Source organism: Armatimonadota bacterium, assembly GCA_013314775.1.
Classification (GTDB): domain Bacteria; phylum Armatimonadota; class Zipacnadia; order Zipacnadales; family JABUFB01; genus JABUFB01.
In genome coordinates, this window is record JABUFB010000017.1 from 84,198 (window position 1) to 106,215 (window position 22,018).

14 protein-coding genes are annotated in these 22,018 nt (G+C 62.3%); 8 read left to right on the forward strand and 6 right to left on the reverse strand.

The window, feature by feature from the left end:
* Positions 1 to 2 precede the first annotated feature (2 nt).
* The 3 genes from HPY44_20010 to HPY44_20020 form a co-directional block, all read right to left on the reverse strand.
* Positions 3 to 257, reverse strand: a complete 255-nt coding sequence (locus tag HPY44_20010) for an acyl carrier protein (protein NSW58299.1) — start codon at positions 255 to 257, stop codon at positions 3 to 5.
* A gap of 412 nt (positions 258 to 669) precedes the next feature.
* A complete protein-coding gene (locus HPY44_20015) occupies positions 670 to 2,418 on the reverse strand; it encodes an AAA family ATPase (protein NSW58300.1) in 1,749 nt (582 codons plus the stop codon).
* 46 nt (positions 2,419 to 2,464) lie between these two features.
* Positions 2,465 to 2,665: a hypothetical protein gene (locus HPY44_20020; protein ID NSW58301.1), complete on the reverse strand. Its 201-nt coding sequence runs from the start codon at positions 2,663 to 2,665 to the stop codon at positions 2,465 to 2,467.
* A 308-nt stretch (positions 2,666 to 2,973) separates the two neighbouring features.
* Here HPY44_20020 and HPY44_20025 point away from each other — a divergent pair, with 308 nt between their 5' ends.
* The 4 genes from HPY44_20025 (at position 2,974) to HPY44_20040 (ending at position 12,998) form a co-directional block, all read left to right on the forward strand.
* A complete protein-coding gene (locus HPY44_20025; protein ID NSW58302.1) occupies positions 2,974 to 3,684 on the forward strand; it encodes a hypothetical protein in 711 nt (236 codons plus the stop codon).
* Between the two features lie 306 nt (positions 3,685 to 3,990).
* Positions 3,991 to 4,929 (forward strand): hypothetical protein, encoded by a 939-nt coding sequence (locus HPY44_20030; protein NSW58303.1) that lies wholly within the window; start codon positions 3,991 to 3,993, stop codon positions 4,927 to 4,929.
* Between the two features lie 195 nt (positions 4,930 to 5,124).
* A complete protein-coding gene (locus HPY44_20035; protein NSW58304.1) occupies positions 5,125 to 8,019 on the forward strand; it encodes a hypothetical protein in 2,895 nt (964 codons plus the stop codon).
* A 20-nt stretch (positions 8,020 to 8,039) separates the two neighbouring features.
* Complete coding sequence (locus HPY44_20040) at positions 8,040 to 12,998, forward strand: DEAD/DEAH box helicase (GenBank protein ID NSW58305.1); 4,959 nt, start codon at positions 8,040 to 8,042, stop codon at positions 12,996 to 12,998.
* 321 nt (positions 12,999 to 13,319) lie between these two features.
* Here HPY44_20040 and HPY44_20045 read toward each other — a convergent pair whose 3' ends face one another.
* The 3 genes from HPY44_20045 to HPY44_20055 all read right to left on the reverse strand — a co-directional run bounded on the left by HPY44_20045 (position 13,320) and on the right by HPY44_20055 (position 15,561).
* Entirely contained in the window at positions 13,320 to 14,051 is a 732-nt protein-coding gene (locus HPY44_20045) for an AAA family ATPase (protein ID NSW58306.1), read from the reverse strand.
* 51 nt (positions 14,052 to 14,102) lie between these two features.
* Positions 14,103 to 14,300, reverse strand: coding sequence for a hypothetical protein (locus HPY44_20050; GenBank protein NSW58307.1), 198 nt, complete (start codon positions 14,298 to 14,300; stop codon positions 14,103 to 14,105).
* A gap of 211 nt (positions 14,301 to 14,511) precedes the next feature.
* Entirely contained in the window at positions 14,512 to 15,561 is a 1,050-nt protein-coding gene (locus tag HPY44_20055) for a DUF932 domain-containing protein (protein ID NSW58308.1), read from the reverse strand.
* A gap of 416 nt (positions 15,562 to 15,977) precedes the next feature.
* Between HPY44_20055 and HPY44_20060 the strand changes: the two genes are divergently transcribed.
* The 4 genes from HPY44_20060 (at position 15,978) to HPY44_20075 (ending at position 21,830) form a co-directional block, all read left to right on the forward strand.
* Entirely contained in the window at positions 15,978 to 17,705 is a 1,728-nt protein-coding gene (locus HPY44_20060) for an AAA family ATPase (protein ID NSW58309.1), read from the forward strand.
* A 399-nt stretch (positions 17,706 to 18,104) separates the two neighbouring features.
* On the forward strand, positions 18,105 to 18,884 hold the full coding sequence (locus HPY44_20065) for a sigma-70 family RNA polymerase sigma factor (protein NSW58310.1): 780 nt from the start codon (positions 18,105 to 18,107) through the stop codon (positions 18,882 to 18,884).
* A 38-nt stretch (positions 18,885 to 18,922) separates the two neighbouring features.
* Positions 18,923 to 19,894: a WYL domain-containing protein gene (locus HPY44_20070; GenBank protein NSW58311.1), complete on the forward strand. Its 972-nt coding sequence runs from the start codon at positions 18,923 to 18,925 to the stop codon at positions 19,892 to 19,894.
* Between the two features lie 289 nt (positions 19,895 to 20,183).
* Positions 20,184 to 21,830, forward strand: a complete 1,647-nt coding sequence (locus tag HPY44_20075; protein NSW58312.1) for a tyrosine-type recombinase/integrase — start codon at positions 20,184 to 20,186, stop codon at positions 21,828 to 21,830.
* Positions 21,831 to 22,018 lie beyond the last annotated feature (188 nt).

Here is a 22,018-nt window from a genome sequence, read left to right on the forward strand (position 1 = left end):
TGCTACTTTCCGCGCTTGCTTTCCACGAATCCCGCGATGTTGGACACCGTGGAGAAGGTCTCCACGTTGAGGTCTTCCTCTTCGAGTTGGATACCGAACTCGTCTTCGAGGCCCACGATGATTTCGAAGAGGTTCACCGAGTCGATGTTGTACTCGTCCATCAGGTTCTCATCATCGTCGATCTCATCAGGGCTGACGTTGAGGAAGAGACGCTCGACGATCATGTTCTTGAGCTGGCTGCGCAGGTCGTCAGGCATGAAACGGTCCTCCGTGGCCTCGGCGCTTGGAAGTCATTTGGGCGTCAACGTGCGACGCGCGGCGAGTTTGGGCGCGGCACGCCCATGCAATGACGCCTTATTCGTTACCAGGGTTCTTCGACGCCATGACTCCATCGACCTTCCGGGTCAGGCAGTAGGCCGGCGAAGCTGGGCGGCTGCGTGGCGCTGAGGATTTGGGGCCAAGAGCGCCGACTCGGCGCAAGATCATGGGCTTCCGGGGACACTGACAGAGGGGATTTCGGCGGGCCGGGAGAGCAGTTCCGCGACCGTGTGCCGCACCTTGGCCTGCTGGGGATCCCGGCGAACGCAGGCGACGAGTTTGCGAGTCAACTCGAGTTGCCGATCGGCCTGGGGGCAAGACGACTTGTCCATTGTCCGAGGTGGTTTCCCGTCATTCTTCCTCGCCGGGGTCTTCGTCCTGTGCGTATTTGCCGAGTTGCTCCCGGGCATAGAGGCGCACGGATCGGTCTGGATCGTGGGTGATCATGTGGCTTACCATCTCCCGGGCCACCGGGTTGTCCATGCGCCCAAGTATCCAGGCCGCGGCTTCGCGCCGGCGCGGGTCTGGGTGTCCAGTAAGTCCGAGGATCCGGGGCAGAATGAACACTCCCGCACGGAGTAGCACGATGCGCGCGACTTCGTGCAGGTCCGGGGAAACCAGTGCTGAGAAGACGGTCTCGGTTCGCCTGTCACCCGGAGTCAATGGGTGCGTGTCGAATGCTGCGAGAAAGCGCAATGCTCGCATATCGGCCTCAATCGTCGCGCTCAGAGCCTCCTCGTCATCCTCGTCCAGGAAGTCCAGTTCGTCATCATCCTCGTCCCATAGCGAGTGTTGTTCGGGGGCGTCAGCGTCGGCCGTCTGCGCTTCCTCATCCGCCTCAAACTCCAGCTCTTCGTCCTCGGGGAAATCATCTTCCGGCAGATCCTCGCGGAGAAACAGGTCCAGCCAGTGGGGCGCTGTGGGCTCCTCAATATACGACTGCCCCGGCGCAGGGCTGTCGAGAACGTCGCCCGCTCGCGAGGGAACGACCTCATAGTCTCCGTCATCCAGCGCATTGGCCCGGAAGCGAAGCGTTGCGCCGGTCTCCATTGTGCCGGGGACCTCGAACATCGCCCGCCGAGTTGCCCGCGACACCAGACTGTCCAACGGGCGCGCTCCAAGCCCTGCGGCGGAGGCCATCTGCGCCGCACGCGACACGAAATCCGGCGTGAAATCGAGACTCAGCCCTTCGAGAGAAGCGGCTTCACGCAGGCGCGCGATGGGGCCGCCGTCCTCCTGTTCAAGGATCCTCTGCAGATCACTCTCGTCCAGTTCGCGGAGGGGAATCACGGTATTCAGGCGCCCTGCCAGTTCCGGGCGGATACCGTAAGCGATGAGGTCATCCGGCGTCACCTCGGACAGCAGGCTCGTGCGAGACAGTTCGCACAACTCATGTGTCGCACTGCCGGGCCCGAACCCGATGCGGCCCGACCTCGGCCGTAGTCGCTCTCGCACGATCTCGTCGAGCCCTTCGAAAGCACCGGCGGCGATAATACACAGTCCGTGTGTTTCGAATTGGCCCTGGTAGACTGCGCGGCGTTCGCGGGACGACCCGGTGCTCGCCAGATTGAGCTTGCGTCCTTCGACCAACGCGAGCAGTTCCACCTGAACATCGTCGCCTCGAATGTCTCGGCCATCGCCCTCCTGGGTGCGCAGCTTGTCCAGTTCGTCCAGGAAGAGGACACCGCGCTGGGCATCGGCGACATCTCCTCCAGCGGAGCAGATCAGGTCCTGAACGGCGTCCACAACCGAACGCCCTACGTAGCCGGTGCCGCTGAGGTGGCCGCAGTCCTCGGCGTGGAACGGGAGCCCACAGATCCGCGCGAAAGTTCTCACCATGTGGGTTTTCCCACTGCCGGTGGGACCGATGAGGAGCACGGTGTCGCGCCATCGTGGCACGCAGGGGAGATCAAGCTCCGAAGCCCTGACCCGGAGAAGATGCTGTCGCATCACTGCTGCGAGGTCGCGGACAGCCGCATCCTGCCCGACCACGCTGCGCTGGACCGCCAGGGCGAGCTCACGCGGACTGGGCAACTGGTCCAGCACGCGGCGCCGGACATCGGAACGCTGGCCTTCGGACGGTCTCGTGGGATCAAGCATTGGAGTTTCCCCATTACGTGTTGTTCTCGGTTCGTGTGCTGGGCGCTCACCGCATTGCGTTGGCAATCTGTCGCTCGATGTCGGCGATCTGGCGGTCCAGGTCTGCGATGTCGCGCTCCGCCACGGACGCCTGGTACTCCCACCCGGTCAACTGCCGATAGCGGAGGAGATCCCTGGTGCGGTTCGCTTTGCGTTGCAAAAGGCTGGCCTTGCGGCTCTGAAGGCTGGCGATCTGGTTGTTGGACATGCGGCGTGTTCCTCTTTTCAGGTGATGTCTGGGCCCGCATGGCGGTCTGCATTCCCATGCACCGCCACTGGCCTGTCTTGCTTCACCGTGTTCTACGCCCCGGCAGTTCGAAGTGTGACAGTTGGTGCCGTCGTGTCTGAAGCGTTTCGCTGCATGATGTCGGTCTGTATCTTGCGGTGCGCGAAAGCTGTGCATCTTACTGTCACAGTCTGCTCTCGGAGAATGTAAAAGCAATTGTTCGTCCGACCGTTGCGCGTCTGCTGGATGCCAGAGGATGAAGCGCTCGGCTTGGGCCGGGAGGGACCCGTATGCTTTGCAAGTCGTGCGGTGCCAGTTTCCCGCCGAAGGTGGACCGTTGCCCGTACTGCGGAGCCGGGCGGCCACCGGCGCCCATAGGCGACGTCGGGAAAACCGGCTGCGTGTGCCCGACTTGCTATTCGGCGCTGGTGAAAGTTCCCGAGAAACGAGACTACTTCAGAACTGAGACTCGGTACACCCGGCGAGCCCAGGAGATACGCGCCGAACATGAGGCTGCCCATGCCAAGGAGGTGCGCGATTACCGGGCGGCCCATTCGGGCTGGGGTTGCGGGTGCTCGCTGGCAGCACTTGGGCTGTTTCTGATGTGGGTCAGTGGCGGCGGGGGCTTCCTGACGCAGGTCGGGGTCTACTGTCTACTCGGCGGGGCAGCGTACGTGCTCTGCAAGTACGCCTATACCGAGCTGACCCTCCCGAAGCAGGCGCCCCTTCCGGACGGAGCAGAAGAGACCGAGGAAGTGCAGGAGCTCGATCGCACCCGTCGCGGGATGATGCTGAAGTGCCTGAGTTGCGGGTGGGAGGACTGGGAGCTCAACTACAACGAGGGCGCTCAAGCAGCAGTGCAGGCGGCGAAGGCGGCAAAGAAACAAGCCCGGGCGGCCGAGCGCGCTGCGGAGGCTGCGGAGAGCCAGGCGCAGGCTGCTCGCGACCAGGCGGATGCCCGGGAACAGATGCTCTGGGAACAGCGGTTTCGCGGCAAGTGAATCTCCGTTTCGAACACCGGCACCCATTTCAGGACAAGGAGAGTTTGGAGGAGCGACAATGAGTTTCAGAGATTTCGTTGAACGCCTCACACCAGTCTACCCGCAGGAGAGTGACGAATGGCAGGAGGTACTCAGTGACGGTTCGGCTGGGGCCACTACGGCGGGAACAAGTCGGAGATGGTTCAGCTCCGGCAGTAGCGGCCCCATAATTGCCCGGCGATCTGCGGATACAAGATGGGTTGTCACACTCCGGCCCCCCGCAAGCTATATACAGGAAAGAGACGCACATCCCAGGAGGCTACACAGATGAACGCACTGAAGGACCGCATCGCCACGCTGCAAGTTGGCGAACCGATCTCCGCTGGAGATCTGGCGGTATTCCCGCTACTGGGAACGCCGCAGCCCGGACCGGACTACCTGACCCTTGACGAAGCGGTGGCCCAGAACGCCGTGGTGATATCGGAGGTTGATGCTTCGGGCGTCGTGGGGGAGGTGATCGCGAGAAACCTGGCTGCAACACTCGTTCTGATCGTGGAGGGCGAGCAACTGGTCGGCGCCAAACAGAACCGCACCCTCAATACCTCGGTTCTCCTGGGGGCAGGACAGGCGGTCAACATCCCCGTCAGCTGCACCGAGTCTGGCCGCTGGCACTACGTCTCTCGTGGTTTCGGCCCCAGCAGGAACTATTCGCACCCGGAGATGCGCCGCCAGAAGTCGCGCAGCGTCAACCGCTCCCTGCGTGTTCGCATGGGCTTCCGGTCTGACCAGCATGCGGTCTGGCAGGAGGTCGACCGGGTGGCGACGCGCCTCGGCGCCGTCTCACCCACCTGCGACTACGAAGGGGTCCACGAGGCCGTGGGGCGTCTGCAGGAGACGCGCTCTGGTCGTCTGGAGGAAATCCGCTTGCCCGAAGATGCGCTCGGCGTGGTGGTCACCTGCCGGGGGAGGATCGAGGCGGCGGATCTGTTCGACCGCCCCCGGACCTTGCAGCTGCTCTGGCCAAAGCTGGCACGAGGTTACGCGCTCTGCGCGCTGGACCGAACGAGTGGCAAAGAACCTGGCGAACTGAGCACTTCCACCGTCGCGCATTTTCTCGAGAGTGCCGCTTCAACGGCGAGCGAGAAGTATCCATCGCCGGGAGTGGGGGAGACAGTCCGCATCGACGGCCCGGGCATCACCGGCGCATGCCTGACCGTTGGAGACCACCTTGTCCACGCGTCGGTCTTTGGCATGTCTGAGAGGTAAGCCGCATCACAGCTGCAGCGTCAGCATCAGTGCAGATGAAGCGCGGCAGCATGTGCAGCACACGGGAGGACTCGTGGCAGGCATGGGCGAAGCCGCAACACGATCTGCACGGGTGCTGGACGCCGCCGTCCTCTGCGACCCGTCATATCTGCATCGCTCGCAGTTGAACGTGATGCACAAACGGGGGGAGCAGCCTTGATCCTCGACCAATACATGGACCTGGCCCAGTGTGAAGAAGCGCTGGCGAGCCAGTTATCCGGCAAGACACTCTTAGGAGAAGCGCCACTAGAAGCCGAAGATGTCTGCAAGCTGGGAAGGCTCTTCTGCCTTATGGACTCGCCGGCTACGATTTGGCGACGGTTCCCTTTCTGCGCTGCGTGTTTCACCACCGGAGTTTTCTCCCATTTCTATGACGACAAGTACTGGCCACATTTTAGGGACCAGTACTTGCAGCTGTCTGGTGCAGAAGAGACCGAATGGCGCGATGCCTTTGAGGGCTTCCTGAGGCGCACTGGATTGCCCGCTTTTCACCACGTAGACGGGCAGAGGTTTCTAAGGCATGTGCGCATTCACGCCCTTATCCCGGCAAACGGGGTCGGGCGGCTCTTCGAGCACGTAGTGCGTCCAGCGGTCATGCGTGGTCTTGATGATGGCGAATGGACAGCCGCAGAGATCCTTCGCGAACTGGGAGTCTCATACCCTCAACTGCATAGGCCTGAGGAGAACTTCCTGAACTACGGGGGACATGTTGCGGATGACCTGCTCGGACGCTGCATGACCCTTTATCGAAGATCGGTACAGGGGTCTGTCGGCGATGACAGTCTCGACCTGCCGCAGTGGCTTGTGGATGCCTTTCGCGAATGGATAGACGGGCACCCCTCCCACCGCATCCCGTTGGAGGGCCATGCGGAACGCCCGCAGATACATCTTCGGCTATCTCTTGACAGTGCAGCGGTTACGCTGGTGGTCGCGCAACTGCCCTCAGAGTGGCGTTCCGGACGGACGATGAACGTATACGCCGAAAACGGGCCCGATGATTCCACTCTGGTGGCCGCGCAACGCGTCGAGGTCGACCCGTTCGTGAGACAGACGGAGTCGCGGCTCGAGCTGCCGCTCGAGACTTTGGCTTCTCGCTACCGTGTGGAATGGCGGAAAACTGACGACGAATGCTCCACCGTCGAACATGTGCGGGGGTTCCTGGGTAACGGAGTCCGCTGGGCGGCATTCGCGGCCAACGACCCGGAGAACAGATTGATCCGACAGCAGTACCTGCCACGGGGCGAAGTCTGGCTGGTGTGCCCGACAGATGCATGCGTGAAGGCAGTCCAAATAGACGGCGGAGTGGTCGAGCCGGCCCAATGCCCAGAGAGCTTTGGGTTGGATGGGATCAGCGGGATGTCAGCACGCCTCATTGATACCATGCGTTGCTCCGGCCTCGTACTTGAGATGAGTCCGGCAGACGGCAAGACGGCCGAAGAACACATCCCAGTGGACTTGATGCCCCAACTCAGGCTGGTAGGGGAGGTCCCGGGGGCGTCGATCGCCGGAGTGCCGGTGTGCGCAGAGGTTCCCGAAGTTGACTGTATTGGCGACAACAATGGTGTAGTCGTGGAGATCGAACTGCTGGACGGCATGGCGAGACCGCCACTTCCTGCGTTCGTTCAGGCGTCAGAATTGCGGGCAGTTTTGCAGGGACGGTCTGGGGTCTTTCGGTTCCGTGTTCGCGGTCGTCTGGGGCGACGCGGAACGCCAGTCACGGTCGCCCTGATCCCCGGCTTGCAGGTCCGCTTCACTCCCCCCATCGTACTCCCCGGGCACAATGGGCACACGGTAGTTGACGTCTCAGCGCCTCATTGCCAGGTGCGCAGAAACCCCCAGTCTGCACACCCGGGTGTATCCGGCCATGACCCGATGGTAGTTAGTCCCGATGCGCGCCGGCTAAATCTGCAATTGGTGCACCTGCCGCCAGGGGGGGGAGCGCGCCAGTTCGATCTGGCGGTGGTTGTCCCCAGGCTACTGGTGGGAGTGACCACGCCCGGTGGTGAGCCCAATTTGCTTCCGGCTGTGGCGAGAATACCGAAGCAGTCAATTGAGAACACGCCCCGCGTTTTCCTGGACCTCTTGATGCAGCCTAATCCGACTAGATGGAATGCGACTCTGCGCGCGGATGCCCTCCAAGCCGCCGTTACGCAGCCGGCGGGCCGGCAGACCTCCAGCGCGCGCATAAGGTTCGACCTCGCGATGTGGAGAGACGCCATTCTCGCGGCAAACAGGGCTGTCGAGTTGCGTGTCGATGCCTATCGCGCCGACCTGCAGATAGCTGAAGGAACTCTTGTCGCTCTCATATCATCGGAGTGCCGACTGGTCAATGCCACTGCTGAATTCGTTCTAGGTGGCCGAGGCGCAATTCTCCGCTACGAATTCGATCCCCACGGCCCTGCGGCGAATTTGCGCCTGGTCAGCACCTCTTACCCTTGGCTGTCACCCATCGAGATCCAGGTTCCCGGACGGCACAGAGGCGAGATCGAGCTGCCCAATATGGCCCCGGGGGCGTACGCGATCGAGCCCGTGGGAGACCCGTGCAGTCAGGCTGACATCATCCCTGATCTCGACGGCATGAAGTGCTTGGACCTGCTGACCCACGACGAGGCGCAGCAACATGGTTGGGAGGCGTTGCTTCGAAAGACCGCGCAGATCTGGGACGGAACGTGGCGTCAGCGCGGCGGCCAATGGGAACTGGACGAGGAGAGCGCGGACCGGGCGGACCATGATATGTCCCGGTACGTCAGAGAAGCGCAGGGCACGCACCCCGCTTTGCGTCTCAAAGCCGACGATCTCCGCCACACATTGGTGCTCATGGTGTACTGGGGCAGCCAGTCTGTCCGCTGCAAGCAGGCCATGTCTGCGCAGTACTGGGAGCGGGCGGTGCTTCTGACGGTCAGGCTGCTTAGGCAGTGCACTCACGCACCCAACCTCTTCGGAATGCTCACCGATCGGCTCGATGAGCTCAGACAGGTCGCATGCCCGAGGACCCGCGAGATCTGCCGTCGACTTCAGGGCGTGCTCATCAGATGTTTCCAGCGCTGCTGACTCCGGAGGTCCGCTTCGCCATGTTCGACCCGATCCAAGTGACTCTAGACTTGCGTTCACAGTATGAGAGCTACGTGACGACGACGCTGCCGATCCGGTATGACGGTCTAATGGACGACCTGCGCCGTGAGTTGGCCAGCCCCGATACCTTCGTCAAGGGCCCCTATCTGGAGGCGACGCCTCCTTTCGTTCACCATGATCAGACCTACTCTGAGCTGGTGGAGCAGGGCCTCCTGTGCCAGGGCTGGAAGGCGGTTTTTGGCCCCGATTTTCCCCCCGAGCGCCGCCCCTATCGACACCAGTACCTAGCATATGAACAGGTCATTCGGCGGAACCGCAACCTGGTTGTTGCCACTGGAACGGGTAGCGGCAAGACGGAAGCTTTTCTCGTGCCGGTCATCGACTATCTGTTGCGGCAACAGGAAAAAGGGGAGCTTGGGCCGGGTGTACGTGCGCTGCTGCTGTACCCGATGAACGCGCTGGCCAATGACCAGCTCAAGCGAATGCGGGAGTTGTTGCAGCATCTGCCGACGATCACCTTCGGACGTTACACAGGCGACACGCAGAATCAACGCGACCAAGGCAGACAGCAATACATTGAGGAGCACCGGAATGAAAGTCGGTTCCGCGAACCCCTGAAGAACGAGCTCCTCTCCAGAGAAGAGATGCACGCAAGCCCTCCCCATCTATTGTTGACGAACTATGCGATGCTGGAGTACCTGCTCCTCCGTCCCGAGGCATCCCCACTCTTCGGACGCGATCAGTGGCGGTTTGTTGTTCTGGACGAAGCTCATACCTATGACGGTGCACGAGGTATCGAGGTCGCAATGTTGCTGCGCCGCCTGAAGGATCGGGTTGTGCGCAGCGAACCAGACCGACTGCGCTACATTGCAACCAGCGCTACTTTGGGTACCGAAGAACGGTCAGACATCAAGGTGGCCGAATTCGCAGGGGAGCTGTTCAGCGAGGAGTTCTGTGCGGACGATGTGGTCATGGGTGAGAGACAGGCATTGTGCGAAGATGGTCAGGCTCTGTGGACCATGAAACCATCTGCATTTGCATCTCTGGCGGAGGCGGCCCAGAAAGAGCCCTGCGACTTGTCCGATCTCGCGGTCCATGCAATTGATCTTGGCGTGCCTGCAGACATCGTTGCCGAAGCGAAGGGGCATGCTGAACAGCTCTCCATGACAGAAAGCTCGGACGACACTCGCGCGCGGATCAGTCGTTTCCTTTATGATCTTCTGAAACGCGAGGAATACCTGTGGAAGCTGCGAGCCACTCTGGATGAGCACCGTGTCCAGAGCTTGGAAGCTGCCCGGCGAAAAGTCTTTGGTGAGCTTGACCCGGACACGGGGCGAGAGGCCCTCGTGGGGCTTGTCGCCCTCGCTGCTCGTGCTCGCCCATCGTCGTCAGAGACCAGCCTGCTTCCTGCAAGATACCATGTGTTCGTTCGCGCTCTTGAGGGAGGCTTCGTTCGGCTCTATAAAGGGGCGAGGCTTCACCTCGCTCCGCGCGAGACCGAGGAAGTAGAGGGCCGAGAAGTCCCAGTGTTCGAAGCTGCCGTCTGCACCAACTGCGGCTCGCTCTTCCTCGTAGGCGACTGGCAAAGTGGCAGGATCTGTCAGGCACCCCTCAAGGCCGCTGACCACATTGGTGACAATGTGGAGCTCTTTTGGGTGACCCCGGACGCAATGTGCCCTGGCAACGCGGACGATGAGGATGAGGACCTGGAAGGCGAGAGTGATGCGTTGGCGACGGTCGACCCGGAGTCCTTCGCTTTGTGCACTGCGTGCGGGGACGTGCGACCACAGAGCGAGACCACCCCATTAGTGTGCACTTGCGGCGCGAGTCAACAGTTCGTGAGACTGATCAGGGCTGCCAAGTCCAAGGATGACATGGTGCGCCAATGTCCGGCCTGCAAGAAGACTGCTCAGCGCCGCTCCATGATTTCGCGGTTCACACTCGGGCGCGACGCACCGATCGCCGTCTTGGCCAGCACGCTGTACGCTCATCTGCCGGAGACGACCTTCGGGGGCCAAGAAGAGACCGAGGAGCGGAGAGCACGGCAGTTTCTTTCCTTCGCAGACAGCCGTCAAGACGCGGCATTCTTTGCTGCGTATCTTGAGCGTACCCACAACCGCGTCCAATGGCGCAGGATCATTTACCAGACACTGCTGCGCAGTTCCTCTATGGCGCGTGACGGGGAGTGGGTGTTGGATGACTTGCAGCCCTTGGTGCAACGATCCGCCGTGGAGCTCGGCCTACTGGACGCGACCGAAAGACCGCAAGAACTGATTAACGAAACGTGGCGTAACCTGCTTCTTGAGTGTCTTCGTTTCGACCGCCACAATGACCTGGAGGCTACAGGCTGTATTGCATACAGGTATCGACGGCCTGCAAGCTGGACAGCGCCGTCCCTGCTCAAAGATGATCCGTGGGGGCTAACAGATGACGAAGTCTGGGCACTGTATGAGACTTTGCTCGACACGGCACGCGTACACGGGGCTGTGACGTTCCCGAACACTACGCTGCAGCCCAACGATGAATGCTTCGCGCCAAGAAATCGTGAGGTGTTCCTCGTCTACCAGGTAGAAGGCGCCCGTCGCGATGTGGTGAAGTGGCTTCCGTCCGAAGGGCGCACGAACGGCCGGTTTCGCGTGCTGGAAAGGCTCTCAGAAGGCAGAGCCGAGATCGGCCACCAACAGATCGAGGAAGCGCTCCATGCCATCTGGGACGACCTGACATCACCCCGCACGTCCGTACTGCGCTTTCGGTGCGATAGGCGCGGTGCGTACTACTACCAGATCGATCGTGAACGCCTCCTGCTAGCCGGCCCCGAGATCGGCAATGCGCAATGGTTCCAGTGCAACCTGTGCAAACAGTTGACCACTCACAATCTTCGCGGCGTGTGTTTTCAGACAGGCTGCAACGGTGTCTTGGTCCCATGCCACCCCAATGAGGCTCTAGCTGACAACCATTACCGTCGCCAATACTCGACGCCACACGAGGACGTACCTATCATCCCGATGTCAGTGCGCGAACACACAGCGCAGCTTTCGAACGAGCGCGCTGCACGGCTGGCAACCGACTTCGTTGCCGGGCGCGTGAACGTTCTGAGTTGCTCAACTACCTTCGAACTCGGTGTGGACATCGGTGAGTTGCAGTCCGTATTGCTTCGCAACATGCCGCCGAAGCCCGCGAACTACGTGCAAAGAGCGGGCCGGGCAGGGCGGCGCCTCGATTCTGTTGGCTTTGCACTCACCTACGCCCAACGTCGCACCCATGATCTATTCTTCTTCCAACACCCTGAGCGGATCGTCAACGGGCAGATGCGTGCTCCCCGCGTGCGGGTGGCCAACGATAAGATCATCAAGCGCCACATGAATGCCGTCGCGCTGGCAGCCTTCTGGCGAGAGCACCCGCAGTATTTCTACGATGCGGGCACCACGTCCGAACGAGCCAGGGCGTTCTTTGGGTCTGGTGATCGCGCAGACGGCGTGGAGGCTTTTCGGCGGTTTATCGCCCAGAAGCCAGAACACGTGAGAGACGCTCTCACGAGAATAGTCCCAGATTTCGAGATCCGTTCCGGCCTCTTCTTTCATGACTATATCGGCGTTAGGGATTGGGGTCGGTGGGTAGAAGATCTGCTCGCCGAGGGCGACTCCGAGACGCCTGGGGTGCTGACCAAGGCATCCGAGGGCTATACCGGAGAGTTGATGAGCATCAAGGACCTTATGGACCAGCTCGAGAGCGAGAAGCCCCCCAATTGGACAGGGCGCTATGGGCACTTGGAAAGAGTGCGGGAGACAATCTGGAAGAGGAGGCTGATCGGCTACCTCGCGAGTAAGGGTGTCTTGCCTAAGTACGGTTTCCCGGTGGACGTCGTTCCTTTGCAGATCAACAACACGAACATCCCACGAGGCGACACCAATCCGGAAGATCCTCTCGAATTGGACCTGGATCGCGACTTGAGAATCGCTCTCGCTGAGTATTCGCCCGGCTGCCAGATCGTGGCCGGCGGCAGCGTGTGGACATCGCGAGGCATCCATCGTCCGTCGGACCGCCAGTGGGTGCGGCGGGAATGGCGAGTGTGTGATGGGTGCGGGCGATACTTCTCACGCGTCTACCTGCCGGGCGAACAGACAGCGGACTTCGGCGACTGCAACGTGTGTCAGACAAGACTCCGAAGAGGTAGCGGGTCCGGAGGGGTGTTCATCGTGCCTGAGTTCGGCTTTAGCACACATCATGAGAAGCCCGGCCGCCCGGGCGAGCGCAGACCCCGACGTGCGCATACGACAGAGGTGTATTTCTCCGGAAAAGACCAAGCTATCGCGCAGGGCGCCCCCCGAATCGTTGCAGGCGGCAAGATCACGGCCACAGCCTGGCGCGACGCGGACCTGGCAGTGATCACCCGCGACAGTTTCAGGATCTGCGATCGCTGCGGCTACGGGGTCGCGGGATGGGAGACGCCTCCTAAGGCACACGAAACGCCGTGGGGCAAGCCCTGCGGTGGACACATCCAAAGGGCGCCCTGCCAACTAGGGTACGAGTTCAAGACAGACATCTGCCAGATCGCCCTTGCGGGTCTCGACTTCCCCGCAGGCGACCGGGCCAACTCGTTCTGGCCGTCACTTCTCTACGCTCTCGTTGAAGGGTGTGCCGTGGCTCTGGACATCTCACGAGACGACATTGGAGGGGTCCTCTTCCGGGAGGCTGCAGGCCACAGCATCATCCTCTACGACGATGTGCCAGGGGGGGCCGGCCACACCTGGCGCATCGTGAATGAGGACAACGCGCTTGAATCACTACTTCTGGCGGCGAGAGACCGTGTCGGCGGGGAGTGCGGCTGCCAACCGGAGACCAGCTGCTACGGCTGCCTGCGCGCCTTCAGCAACCAGCGGTATCACGAGCAGCTCCGACGCGGGGACGCATATGAGTTCCTGGACCACCAGGTCGTGCCTTACCTGACAGCGAATTGACGCGCCACGGTAGTCCTGACAGCCCGGGGCGGGACTCTTGTATCTCGCACCCCCAATTCCGAAGGGTGAAGCAACGTCGATCGAGCAGATACGAGAAAAGGTCGCCGAACGCATCAGCAAGCGTGGCTTGGAGTACGCCGATGACATACTGTTGCAGTGCTGCAGATTCGAGCAGCTGACGGACGGGTCGCCCTTTGCAAAGGCGTTCTCCGCAGCACTGGATTCCTTGGGCGGGCTGGGTGGCGCTGAAACGCAGGACGGTACGTGCCCTGAGGAAATGCTCGAGACGGCGCGCGGCCGGTACGGGTATGATAAGCGAGATCAGAGCGAAAAGCGCTGGTGGTTCGAAAGCCCAGAGTAGCTGCGCCTATCCCATGATGGATGCGAATGTTGGGACCGCTGCACGAGGTCTAGGAGCCTGTCCACGAATAGGCCGGGGCCGACCTCGAGCGACACCGTGCCGCATGCCGCCATCTGGTACTCGAACAGGTAGAATACTGGCCCCAGCACAGTGGCCAGGTTGGCGCGGTTGATTTCGTCGATGATCAGCAGCACGGGGCTCTGCGGATGGTCTCTGGCCAAGCAGATGGCACGGTGCAAGGGGCCCTCGGTTTTCTCATATGCCACGTCATCCCGTCCCAGTCTGGGCCTGATGCCCCAGACGAAGTCGGAATAGCCGGTCTCAGCGTGGAACTGGGTGAATACACTGTGATCCTCGGTGACGCCCAGTCTCTCAGCCATCAGCTTGGCCAGATGGGTCTTACCTGTTCCGGGCGCGCCCTGCAGAACCAGGTACTTGCGCGCACGCAGGAGCCTCAGGACCTCCGCTTCGTCGTCGACCTCGTCGCCCCGGTTACGGTCAGAAAGGGCCTGAATCGCCTTCTCCACTGCTCGACGGTGCTGCTGGTTCCTTGGCCAGTTCCGCAGTCGCGCGTCGGCAGCAAGATAGCCCTTCACGATCTCTTCATACTCTGCGCTTCCGGGATCACGTACAACATCACACGCCAGTATGTGCTGGCCGTACTTCTCGAGTGTGGTGGACAGATGGGGCAATGGGTCGGACTGATCCGCCGGGAGCCTGGTCTCGACGTCGGCGAAGTTGGACTAGCAGAATCCCACCGTGCGACTGGTCAGCCGGCGGTAGATGCGTTGGGTTCCCGGCCGTGTGGCCAGCTCGTAGTCGTCACCGAAACCGGCGGTGCCAACCACGAGGCTAACCAGCCAGGGGCCGTCCAGGGCCGGGAACACGACCAGGGAGAGCCCCTGGTATGGTCCAGAAGGCGGCTCAGATCCACCGATCACCCCGAAGTACGGTGCCCCCTTTTCCAGTGCATCGCCTTCAGTCGCCTTGCGAACGATGTAGGTGACCCCTTCCTTGCCACCATACTCAGCAGACCATTACCAGAACTGCTCTGATACCTCGTCGATCTGATCCCTGTCGCTCCGGGTGGGTTCCGACATCGCGCTCCCTCTTCTTGCGGGTACCGTCTCTGCAGACGTGTCAACCTTCGCGTTACCGCCCTAACACTGTCAGGGCCTTCTGCTTCAGTGTGTCTTCGTTGTCCACCATGGAACGCAGGAAGCGGCGGCTGTGCTGGGTCAGGTTTCCGCGGCTGCGCACTGGAATGACCCAGTCCGAGTACTCCGTCACCGCCTGCAGGGCTGCCCAGCGCGTCCCGGAAATCGCCGGCATCTGCGTACCCGTGCTCTCAAAGAGCTCGGTAACGGAGTGCCGCGCGTCCTGCACCTGCGCCCGTTTCCGCTCCAGCTTATCCCGTTCCTTCTCGCTGCACTCGCCGTCGTGCCGTGGGGGGATCTTCGGCAAGGGCAGGAGTTCGTCCAGGAAATCGGCAAAGCCCTGGGTATTCATCTGCTGTTCCGCGAGCCACCCCGCCAGCTCCCGGAACTCTTCGACCCAGGCCCAGGCAAGGCCCAGGGCCTGGGCCGCCTCTTTGATGCGTTGCAGCGGATTGCCCACGTGGCGGATGGTGTAACTGGCTTTGTTCCTGCGCAGAGCCAGGCTCAGGGTGTTCCAGCACACTACACGCACCGAGGTGACCGCCGCCTTGAAGGCGTGCTCTCCGTCATGCCCTGCGGTGATCAGCAGATACCCCTGAGATACGTCTTCGGTGCTTGGGATGGTGACGTCCATATCCAGCAGGCGCGCCAGTGCCCAGACGATCTTCCCGCCCGCGAGCGCTCCCGCCGTCTCGATCTGCACCGGGTGGCCTTCGTCTCGGCCCGCCTTGAGGAGATCGAAGCAGAAGCCTACGACCTCCTCGTTCTGCACGGGCGTGTAACGGTCCGTCGTGATGCCCAGGAAGCCCTCCGGGGAGTTCGCGCGGTCCAGCCGGACGATGATTGCTTTTCCCGGGACTTCCACGGTTCGGGCAGGATCGCTCGGGTCCAGAGCGGCGTAGAGGGGCCTGCGCGCCACCTGCCAGTCCAGCCCTGACAGCCGGCAAGTGGCTGCCACGTCAACGGGGTGGTCTTCGAGCACCGCACCGAGACCGTGCCACATGGGTTGTCGCACTGAGAACCCAGACTCGAACAGGTGAGGCATATTGCTTGGCTCCTTCGGTCTGCTTGTATGATGCGCAGCGCGCCTGGAATCTGCCAGAGACAGTACACCCGCTGAGGCACGAGTGTGACATTTCCACTGGAAAAATCGGGAGTCGCCTGACGAGAGCGCTTATTGACTGTTCGATAAGCACTCTCGCCTCCGCACAATCAACCGGTAAATAGCGCGAGTGCCCGCATCCCCTCCTACCCTTCCTTTAATGGTTTCCCTTCCTCCCCACTAGACGGCCCCTGGTCCGGCTGATTTGCGCCGCCGATGTCACACTGGCGCCGCGCCCGGCGTACATCCAGTGTATATCCAACCGGGGCTGACGCCATCATGAGTTGTTGTTGCCTCAGTCAGCCGACTCAGAGGCGACCGGCACACAGACAGTGCACATCCAATCGGGGAGTGATCAAATGGGCGAAGCTATCCTTGTGCGTTCGGAAGACGACGTTCGGCCTCAACTCCAGAGCCAGTATTGCCAGGTGCTGCGTTTCGACCTCAAGCCCGAGGAGATTGCTGCAGCACTGAACCGGACCGTGGTGGGACAGCAAGATGCATGCCGGGCGCTGTCGGTACATCTGCGCCGGCATATGCTCAAGGTCCGGGAGATGCATTACTACCGCTACATGCGGCGCGCGCCCTGGAGCACCGATGACCTGGGCGGAGTCCTGCTCCTGGGCCCGACCGGATGTGGCAAGACCTACCTGGTGCGCGCTCTCGCCCAACTGGCCTCTCTGGTTTTCCACTCCGAAGACGCATCGAGCCTCACCGAGACTGGCTACGTCGGGCGCGACACCAGCGACATAGCTCGGGCGATCACCCTGGAGGCCGGTGGATATGCACCACTGGCCTCGACGGCGCTGCTGTTCCTGGACGAAGTGGACAAGCTGCGCTTCCGCCCAGACAGTGCCGGCAAGGATGTTACCGGGGAGGGGGTCCAGCGCAGCCTGCTCGCTCTGCTCGACGGGGCGGAGGTCCGCTTCGCCAGCGACGGACGTCAGCGGAACCGCGACGTGGCCCTGGGCACCGACTGCTTGTTCATCACACTTGCCGGCGCGTTCTCAGGCCTGGAGGAGATCATCGCCCGCAGGCTGCGGCGAGGGAAGACAAGCATCGGCTTTGGGCGCGAGCCCCTCGACCACGACCGGGCTCGGCGCCAGGGCGATCTGCTGCAGGAGGTCACCCCTGAGGACTTGGTCCAGTACGGGTTCATGACCGAACTGGTGGGACGCCTGCGCGACATCGTGCCTCTGCGTCCCCTGGACGCCGACACCATGCGAGACATCCTGCTACATCCGGAGTGCGGCCCCCTGGCCATCTACCAGCGCAACGCCATCAAGGAGGGTTTCAGCCTGGAGTTGACCGACGATTTGGTGGACAGGATTGTCACCAACGCGCTCGGTTCCGGCCAGGGCGCGCGCGCTCTCAAGCGGATTCTCGCCCAGGTCACGGAACGCGCGCTCTTCGAGATGCCCGGGCGTGTGAGCAGGCGCGGCGACACAGTGGTGAGGTTGGGCCTGAGCGCTCTGGAGGACGGTAGGTATGAGGTGATCACTGCTCCCGCAGAGGGCGGCGCCGTGGACTGGGAGCGGATGTTCAACGAAGTGAAGGACTGGATCGAGGATCGGGAACAGATGATGCCCCGGGGGATGGTGGCCGAGGATGAAGAGATGCTTCTGACCAAGACGTCGCAGACCGAGAAAGCAGTCAGGAACCCCACTCCCTGTTCTCGTCCGGCTGAGGAGGAAAAGCAGGTACCGGCGGAGCTGGAAGCCTCCGCAGAGGTGGCCGCAGCTCTGATCGCCAGCCAGATCAGTGGAGAGGGTTACGAAGTTGTTTGCGAGACGGAATTGAAGATGAGGGGTAGGCAGCTGGGCATCTACGACATGAGTAGCGACTTGCCCACTGTCAGGGTGACTTTGTGGGTAGCTTCCCCCGAAAACCCCGATGTCCCCCCCGAACTGTCCGGTCGTCGCCTGCGCGCTTACGCAGAGAAGGCAGGTATCGAGGCCGACGGCTGGTGCCTGCGACGAGGTGCTCGTGCGTGTGAGGTCCGGGTGCGTCCGGACGGGCGCCGCTGGCGCCGGCATGTGGTGATTATCGGGCTCGACTATTCAGAAGCCAGGAAGTACCTGCATTGAGAGCCACGCCGTATCTTGGGTCAACGGAAACGACGCAGGTTGGCTGAGCGTGATGCGCGTCACTCTGGCTCCGTCTCCTCGTGCCAACCGTTCCCCACACAGAGAGAAAAGGCACCTATCACCATTCCGGGGCTCTTCAGACAAGAAAGCCCCGTTTTTTCGCAAGATGTGGATTGGCCCAAATAACTCCATCATGGCCGCGTGTTGCCGCCATCCTGCGGGTGAGAAAAGGCGCGTCGACTGTCACGTCGTGTCATCCATGACGTGTACAAATAGCTCCCGGGTCACCGTAAGCCGTAACGAAGCGATAAAAGGCTTCACGACGGTGGCCTCGCACCAGCAGGCTTGGGCTTGCGTGCCAGGGAGCAAGGGACGTGCCTACCCAGGAGTTGGTACACAATGAACGCCATGCAGGTCAGCGCTATCGTGTCTGTCGCCAATTGCCCCATCCGCGAATCGCGCGGCAGCCTTACCCGGGCGGCTTCGAGACCGTTGAGCCTCCGGAGGCGCCTTCAGGCGCTCGCTCTGCAGGCGGCGGCCGGCGATCCTGCCGCCTGGCAGGCGCTGTGGAAGGCAGTTCTCGACAGCAGTCTGATCCTGAGTTGGGCAAGGAAGCGCTTCAACTCCCGCGATGACGCAGAGGATGCGGCATCGGAGGCACTCATCCGCGCGATCAAGGGCTTCCCCACCTACGAGCCGCGGCTGTCCAAGTTCACGACCTGGGTATACAAGGTGGCACACAATGCCTTCAATGGTTATTACAGGCGCCGGGTGAAGCCCCAGAAGGACATCGATTCGCTTGAGGAGCAGCCCGTGGATGTGCCGGATCAGCGGACGCCCTTTGGTGGCGGGGAGCATGGCCTGCGCTTTCTTTGGGCGCTGCTCTGCTCCTCCGCTGCCGGGCTGTCGGACCGGCAGCGTCAGGTTGTGTGGTTGGTGGCCGTGGAGCGGCTGGAGCATTCGGAGGCTGCGGTGATCGTGGGGATTACCGAAGGGTATTGCAGGCAGGAGTACTCTCGCGCCAGGGCGAAGCTCCGCAATGCATTTCCCGAGGCCGCTCGCATCTCTTACTGGCGGGGCGAAGATCTCCTGCCGTCGGGAGCTGTCTGCGGGACGCCCACAAGTCGCGCACCATATGACGTCGAGTTCGCACCGTATCAGGCACGGCCTTGTCCTTGACCCAATTAAGCGGCTATCGAAACGGGGAGGGATTTCCGATGAACCAGGCGCTCCGCCTGCTCAGGATCCTGCAAGAACTGCCGAGGCTTCGCGGGAACGAAGAGAGCACAGCTGCCGCCCTTGGGGAAAGGTTGGGCGCCTGCGAGCGGACGATCTACCGGGACATGGCGCTTCTCGCGGAGGCCGGGTTCCCCGTCCGTAATGATGGTGAAGGCTACTACCTGCCGCCCACGAACCCGGGACTGTCTGTGCAGCTGAGCGCCACGGAACTCAGCGCGATCCATTATGCACTGGACTGGCTGGAGGAAGCTCTCCCTGACGCGCTGGCGATCGATTCGGACGCCCTTGTGGGAAAACTGGCGGCCGTGTGCGGCACGCGCGAGGCGCAGATATGCGCGGGTACGGAGGGGCTGCGCATCTGGCCGCGGCTTACTGACGGGCCGGCGGTGACCAAGAACCTGCAAACTGCCCTGAAGGCGCGTCGCGAGCGGCGCAAATTGCGGGGGATCTACTGCAGTCTGGAAAGCAACACCACGCTGGAACGCATTCTTCACCCGTACGCGATCATCTACCGGGCGCAGGCCCACTACATCGTGGCCTACTGCGAAGAGCGCCGGGCAGTCAGGACATTCCGCCTAGATCGTTTTCGGGAACTTGCGGTGCTGCCGCAGGCGGCGGAGATCGACGATGACTACGATCTCGAGGAGCATTTCGCCGGAGCGTGGGAGATGGTCGGCGGGCGCAAGCAAACGGTGAGACTGCGCCTCACCGGGAAGGTTGCCCAGCGCATGTCCCAGGCATGCGTGCACCCCAGCCAGCAGATCCTCAACCGCACGGAGGACGCCCTGGAACTGCAACTCAACGTAGCGCTGACCGAGGAGTTCGAGGGCTGGCTCCTGAGCATGGGCGGAAGCGTCGAGGTCCTTGCGCCGCAGACACTGCGCAGCCGTATCCGCGAACAGGCCCGAAGACTGTTCGAGAACCACAGCGACAACAGCGACGGGAGTTGACCGGCGAACCCGCAGGGGGGACTTGGTTCAAGTCCCCCTCCCAGGACCACGGCCGGGGCACAGAGACGCAGAACGAGCACATAACCCGAGTTACACTGAGCCCATAAGCCCTACGGACTTACGCGCACAGGTGCTGAAAACCTGAGTGCATAATCCGGCTTACAGGCCCACTCTTCGCACGTTTGCGTCCGGGGCGTTATCCATTATCGGACGGTAACGGAACTTACGCGGACGGTGCCGGCATCGAGACTGACCACGGTAGTGTTCATTACTATCGTGGAGGCTCGAGATGCAGATCCCCCAACTCGTCGACCTGTTCGTCGATCACCTGCGCACGGAGCGTGGGGCGTCGGAAGCAACGGTGACCGCCTATCGCTCCACACTCGTCATGCTGCAACAGTTTCTCGATCGCGAGAGCGATGCGCCGGACTTCGAGGACGTCACGACGGCCACTCTCCGGCGGTTTGTCAGTTCCCTGAAGGTCGCTGGGGCAGCGAACTCATCGGTTGGGCGCCACGTGCATGCGATCCGCAGTTTCTGGCGTTTCGTGGTCGAGACGTACGATCTCGGCACCAACGCTTCGCTTCCCCTGCGCGCGCCGAAGCCCGATCACCGGATCCCCACGGTCTTGTCTCCCGATGAATGTCAGGCGCTCATCAACGCCTGCGAGCACAATCACTATCGTCTCTATCGCGTCCGTGACCGGGTGCTGGTCAAGCTGATGTGCGTGGTCGGACTGCGTCGGAGCGAGGTCATTGCGCTCCGCGTCTGTGACTATGACCGGTCGGGGCGTGCAATCACGGTCGCCATGTCCAAGGGGCGCAAGTCCCGCCTGGTGCCGATCCCGGGCGATCTAGCGGCCGACATCGACGCCTGGCTGCAGATGCGTCCGGTGGTGGATCACGACCGCCTGCTGACCACGCGTACCGGCAAGGGGCTGTCGACGAAGTGCCTGTACCGCACGCTGGAGCGTCTGGCTGAGGAAGCAGACCTGTCGGATCGGCACATCACGCCACACGGGCTTCGGCACACGGCCGCGACTCTCGTCCTGCGTAACTCCGGGGATCTGGTGGCGACCAGTCGCATGCTCGGGCATTCGAGCGTTGCGGTGACGGGGGATGTGTACTGCCATCTCACCACGGACGACGTGCGACGCGCGGTGGGTGCGCATCCTCTTGCCGGGCTTGAGCGGAGAACAGTCGCGTTGGCGGTGGGGCCGACGGCGGATGGTGTGCGCCTGCCGGAAGACGCGCGGGAGATCGTCCACGCCGCCGAATGCCGGGCCAGTGAGGCGCTCGCGGCATTTCGCGATTGGGCCACAGCCGACAGGGCTCGGGCTGAGCGCAATCGGCGCCAGTGCGTTCTGGAGGTGGTGCGCAACTACGTGCGACCGCGGGAGACGGTGGACCGGTCGGTAGTGGAAACGGTGCTGGTGCGGGGCGGCGTTGTGGACGGGTTCACCATGGCCGAGCATCTGCGGATCGCTAACCTGTATGAGGTCCTGGTCCACTTGCCGGACCTCGCTGCGGCGGCTGGAAGCTGGGGCGAGTTGTTCAGCGATGTGGCCGGGCGTCTGACCGGGAAACGCAGTGGAGGTATGTCACCGGCGCAGGCGAGACGGATTGACGACGTGGAGCGGGAACTGCGCCAGACGGACCCGGACGCTGAGCCTGAGACAGCCTGGTTCGCGCATGCCCCAGCGCTTGTGGGGCGGACTGACTTGCCGCCGGAGGATGGGTTGTTGCTGGCTCAACTTGCGGCCAATGTTGCCTGGGCGAGACGAGGTCTGCCTCTCGTGTTCGCTGGAGCCTTCGAACTGCCGCTGCTGCAGCGGTGCATTGGGACCTACAACTCACTGGATTCCAGTCTGCTCCGTCTTTTCGTCGCCGGGCGCGTGAGCGAGTTTTGCCAGGAGGCTATCGGATCTGATGGGTGAGGAACGGTGCGAGAGGCCGGCCGCACGTCCATTCCCGGCAGAAGGGGCACCACAAGTTCGCGGAGGCGGCTGCGCTTGGGAAGGCTGGTGCCGCTCTTGCGGGCCGCGCGTTCGCGCTGGCCTGGTTGGGGGCTCCTGTCGTTCACCGGCTGCGCGCACGCGGACCGCATCGCCGACCTGGACTTCAT